Genomic DNA, 1,010 nt, shown 5'->3' with positions numbered 1-1,010 from the left:
ATTGCAATAGCTGCGGCTTCTTTCTCACCCAATGTTCGCCCGTGTAAATCACTGACACAAGCACAACAAAGCTTACAGTCGATAGAGCGAATGCGTGCGTTAGCTGAAAAGCAGAAACGACAGCTGGCTAATCAAATCAGAGGCTTGTTACTTGAATTTGGGATTGTAATTAAGCAATCAGAATRCGCGTTTAGGCAAGCTATTCCTGAGATTTTAGAAGATAGCGATAATGGGTTAACCGCTGGTTTAAGGCAGTGTCTAGCTCAGTGCTATGAATTATTTAAAGCGCAATCAACATTAAAAGAAACATTAAATGAGTTACTGACAGGTTTGGTAAAACAAGATGAGCAATGTGAACGCTTACTGGMACTTGAGGGTGTCGGGCCTATCACAGCGGTTGGTTTATTAATAAGCTTAAGTGACACAACCCATTTTACGAGYGGACGYAAYGCGGCAGCCAATGTTGGTGTCACCCCTCGCCAACACTCAAGTGGTGGAAAAGTRCGAATAGGTCATATAGCCAAATACCGTGGCGAGATAACATTACGCAGCCACTTGTTTCTGGGAGCCAGRGCGGTCATCAGTCAGCTAAAGCATCGAGARCCAAAAACGAAAAAAGAACAATGGCTCAAAGCATTAGTTGAAAGACGRGGTGTGAAGTGTGCCGCCATTGCATTAGCAAATAAAACAGTTAGGACAGCGTATGCCATGCTGAAAAAGGGCACGAGTTATGAACCCAGTTTACTAGCCAATTAATATTTAGYCTTCGATAACAGAAACAACAGTATTGACCAAGAACCTGCGTTAAGCGGTTAGACCCACCCTTGATAGCCTGTAAAGTGCCTGGCGTGTTAAAACACCGAGTAGGAGAAGAGGCACAAGGGCGCGAATACATCAAAGGGCCGAGGTAGCTCCTCATTATGAGCCCGCATATAAGCACGCAGTCTGACAAAATTAACGAAGGGTATTGTGCAATAGGAGGAGTCCATATAAGGCGTTTTAACGCCGAA

1 protein-coding gene is annotated in these 1,010 nt (G+C 44.4%); it reads left to right on the top strand.

The annotated features are described in order from the left end of the window. On the top strand, window positions 1-756 hold a 756-nt coding region (locus IRQ78_RS20360; RefSeq protein WP_194442979.1), incomplete at its 5' end, for an IS110 family RNA-guided transposase. Window positions 757-1,010 lie beyond the last annotated feature (254 nt).

This window comes from Pseudoalteromonas simplex (assembly GCF_015278155.1).
GTDB classification, from domain to species: Bacteria; Pseudomonadota; Gammaproteobacteria; order Enterobacterales; family Alteromonadaceae; genus Pseudoalteromonas; species Pseudoalteromonas simplex.
This window is presented reverse-complemented; position numbering and strand designations above follow the sequence as displayed.